Origin of the sequence: Kineococcus glutinatus (assembly GCF_039542765.1) — a bacterium.
Lineage (GTDB): Bacteria > Actinomycetota > Actinomycetes > Actinomycetales > Kineococcaceae > Kineococcus_A > Kineococcus_A glutinatus.
This window is the reverse complement of record NZ_BAABIL010000337.1, coordinates 1-3,535: the sequence shown is the minus strand read 5'-3', so window position 1 is coordinate 3,535 and position 3,535 is coordinate 1. Positions and strand designations below refer to the sequence as shown.

Sequence of the window (3,535 nt, the reverse complement as noted above, 5' to 3'; positions counted from 1 at the left end):
GCCGCGGTGGTCCGGCCGGCCCGGGCGTGCGCGCTGGGAGTCCTCACCGACCAGAGCTCGGCACGCCGGCGCCCGACCTTGAGCCCGCGCCACCCGCGCGTCCCGGACCGGTCCCGCACCGGCCCCCGCTTCCAGCCTCTCCGGGTGCGGATCTCGTGTGGACGACCCGCACCGGTCGTGCTCCACTTCCCCCGTGGGTCAGGACGTGCAGCGCCGCACCCCGACGGGGGCCGACCGCCGACGCTTCCGCGAGCTGCTGCACGTGGAGCTGGAGGTGCTGCGCGGCGAGCTGGAGGCGGGCCGGCTGGCGGGCGCGCAGGCGTGCGCGGGCATCGAGGTCGAGCTGCACCTCGTCGACGGCGCCCAGCAGCCGGCGATGGTCAACGACGCGGTGCTGCAGCACCTGGCGGACGCCAGGTTCCAGACGGAGCTGGGCGCCTTCAACATCGAGCTGAACGGCGCCCCGCACCCGGTGGGCGAGGACGGGTTGCCGCAGCTGCAGGCCGACCTGGCCGCGGCGCTGGCCGCGGCGCGCGGGGCCGCGACGCGGGTGGGCGCGCAGGTGGTCTCGATCGGGACGCTGCCCACCGCGCTGCCGGAGCACTTCCGCGGGCCCTGGCGCAGCGCCGACCCGCGCTACGCGGCGCTGGACGAGGCGATCGCCACGGCCCGCGGGGAGGACGTGGAGCTGCGCATGGAATCACCCACCGGCCCCGAGCGCCTCGCCGTGCACCTGCCGACGATCGGGCCCGAGGCGGTGGGCACCAGCGTGCAGCTGCACCAGCAGGTGGCGCCGGAGGAGTTCGCGCGGCGCTGGAACGCGGCGCAGGCGGTGGCCGGTCCGCAGGTGGCGCTGGCGGCGAACTCCCCGTTCCTGTTCGGGCGGCGGTTGTGGGCCGAGACGCGCATCGAGCTGTTCACCCAGTCCACCGACACCCGCTGCGCGGAGCTGCGCAACCAGGGGGTGCGCCCGCGGGTGTTCTTCGGCGAGCGCTGGATCGACGGCCCGCTGGACCTCTTCGAGGAGGACGTGCGGTTCTTCCCCTCGCTGCTGCCGGTGGTGGGGGAGGAGGACCCGCTGGCGGCGGTGCGGGCCGGGCGGGCTCCGCTGCTGGGGGAGCTGCGGCTGCACACCGGCACCGTGTACCGCTGGAACCGCGCGGTGTACGACGTCGCCGACGGCACCGCGCACCTGCGGGTGGAGAACCGGGTGCTGCCGGCGGGGCCGACACCGCTGGACGTGGTGGCCGACGCGGCGTTCTTCCACGGGCTGGTGCGGGCGCTGGCGCAGGCGCCGGACCCGGTGGAGGAGCGGATGCCGTTCGAGGCCGCGCACCGGACGTTCCAGCGCTGCGCCCGCCTGGGCCTGGCCGCGAGCGCGCAGTGGCCCGGCGTGGGCGAGGTGCCGGTGGACCGCCTGGTGCTGGACGTGCTGCTGCCGCTGGCCGACGAGGGGCTGGGGCGCTGGGGGGTGCCGCGCCAGGTGCGCGACCACTACCTGGAGGTGGTGGCCGGGCGGGCGCGCACGGGGCGCAACGGCGCGACCTGGCAGGTGGCGGCGGTGCGGGACCTGGAGGCCGCGGGCCTGGACCGGCGGGCGGCGCTGGCGCGGATGCTGGCCGAGTACCTGCACCGGCAGCAGGAGGGCGAACCGGTGCACCGCTGGGGAGGGGTGGGGACGTGAGCACCACGGAGGCGGCCGGCGCCGCGCTGGGCACGGGCCTGAAGCCGCGCCACATCACGATGATCTCGATCGCCGGTGTCATCGGCGCCGGCCTGTTCGTGGGCTCGCGCACCGCCATCGCCGAGGCGGGACCGGCGGTGCTGGTGTCCTACGCGCTGGCCGGTCTGCTCGTGGTGCTGGTCATGCGGATGCTGGGGGAGATGGCCACCGCGCAGCCGGACACGGGGTCGTTCTCCACGTACGCGGAGCGGTCCCTGGGGCGCTGGGCGGGTTTCGCCGTGGGCTGGCTGTACTGGTGGTTCTGGGTGCTCGTCATCCCCGTGGAGGCCACCGCCGCCGCGGACATCCTGTCCGCCTGGCTGGGTGCGCCGCAGTGGGTGTGGGCGCTGGCGGTGACGGCGGCGCTGACGGCGACGAACCTGGCCAGCGTGGGCAACTACGGCGAGTTCGAGTTCTGGTTCGCGCTGGTGAAGGTCGTCGCGATCGTGGCGTTCATCGCGCTGGGGGTGGCGGCGATCCTGGGGCTGCTGCCCGGCTCGGAGGTGTCCGGTCTCAGCGGCCTCACCGCGCACGGCGGGTTCCTGCCCAACGGCCTGGACGCGGTGCTGGCCGGCATCACCATCACCATGTTCAGCTTCATGGGCACCGAGATCGTGACGATCGCAGCGGCGGAGTCGGAGGACCCCCGCGGCGGGGTGCGCCGGGCGGTGAACTCGGTGATCTGGCGGATCGGGCTGTTCTACCTGGGGTCCATCTTCGTCGTGGTGTCGCTGGTGCCGTGGAACTCCGCGGAGCTGGCCGCACCGGGCAGCGGCTCCTACCAGTACACCCTGGAGCGGATGGGCATCCCGGCGGCCGCGCCCGTGATGGAGTTCGTCATCCTCACCGCGGTGGCCAGCTGCCTGAACTCGGCCCTCTACACCGCCTCGCGGATGGCGTTCTCGCTGTCCCGCCGCGGTGACGCACCCGCGCTGCTGTCGCAGGTCACCGCCCGGGGCGTCCCCGCGCCGGCGATCCTGGCCTCGACGGCGTTCGGCTTCGTGGCCGTCCTGGGCAACTACCTCGTGCCGGAGAAGATCTTCGAGTACCTGCTCGCCACCAGCGGCGCCCTCGCGCTGGTCATCTACCTCATCATCGCCCTCAGCCAGGTGCGGATGCGCCGGGTGCTGGACCGCGACGGCACGGTCCCGGCGGTGCGGATGTGGCTGTTCCCGTGGCTGACGTACGCCACGATCGCCTTCATCGCCGCCGTCCTCGTCCTCATGCTCGTCCAGCCCGAGCAGCGTTCCCAGGTGGGCCTGTCGGCGGCGCTGACGGTGGCCGTGGTGGCCGCCGGTGTCGTGCTCACCCGCCGGGGAGCGGCCTCGCGCGCACCGTCGGGGTCGACCACCGGCCGCTGAGCCGTTGCGCGAAAGCCGTTGCGCCCGCTGCCCGCAGCGCGTACCCATGTGCCATGGGGACCGGTGTGGCCGGCGGCACGTGGGCGACCGCGGTGGCCCTGCCACGCCTTCCGGGGCTGCGCGTGCGCCCGGCCCGGCCGGCCGACGTGGCCGCCTGGCACGCGATGGTGCTGCGCTGCGAGGCCGCCGACGCCCCCGCCGAGCACCTCTCCGCCGGTGACCTGCTCGACGAGCTGGAGGCCGAGGGGTTCGACCCGCTGCACGGGTCGCTGCTGGCGCTGGACGCGACCGGGGAGGTGCGGGCGTGGGCGACGGTGCACCTGGGCGCGGGGGACCGCGGCGTGCTGCGGGTGCGCTGCGCCGGTGAGGTCGACCCGGGCTGGCGCGGCCGCGGCATCGGCCGGGTGGTGCTGCGCTGGCAGGAGGCCGCCGCACGCCGGCAGGTGGCGCG

General features: G+C 75.3%; 3 protein-coding genes. All 3 read left to right on the top strand.

Annotation, left to right across the window (positions count from 1 at the left end; translation table 11 throughout):
- Positions 1 to 193 precede the first annotated feature (193 nt).
- Positions 194 to 1,684, top strand: a complete 1,491-nt coding sequence (locus tag ABEB16_RS13050; RefSeq protein WP_345712681.1) for a glutamate-cysteine ligase family protein — start codon at positions 194 to 196, stop codon at positions 1,682 to 1,684.
- Positions 1,681 to 3,084 carry an amino acid permease gene (locus ABEB16_RS13045; protein ID WP_345712680.1) on the top strand — a complete coding sequence of 468 codons (1,404 nt, stop codon included), beginning with the start codon at positions 1,681 to 1,683 and terminating at the stop codon, positions 3,082 to 3,084. Before ABEB16_RS13050 ends, ABEB16_RS13045 begins: the two co-directional genes overlap by 4 nt.
- A gap of 53 nt (positions 3,085 to 3,137) precedes the next feature.
- The coding region (locus ABEB16_RS13040; protein WP_486335985.1) for a GNAT family N-acetyltransferase at positions 3,138 to 3,535 on the top strand (398 nt) is incomplete at its 3' end.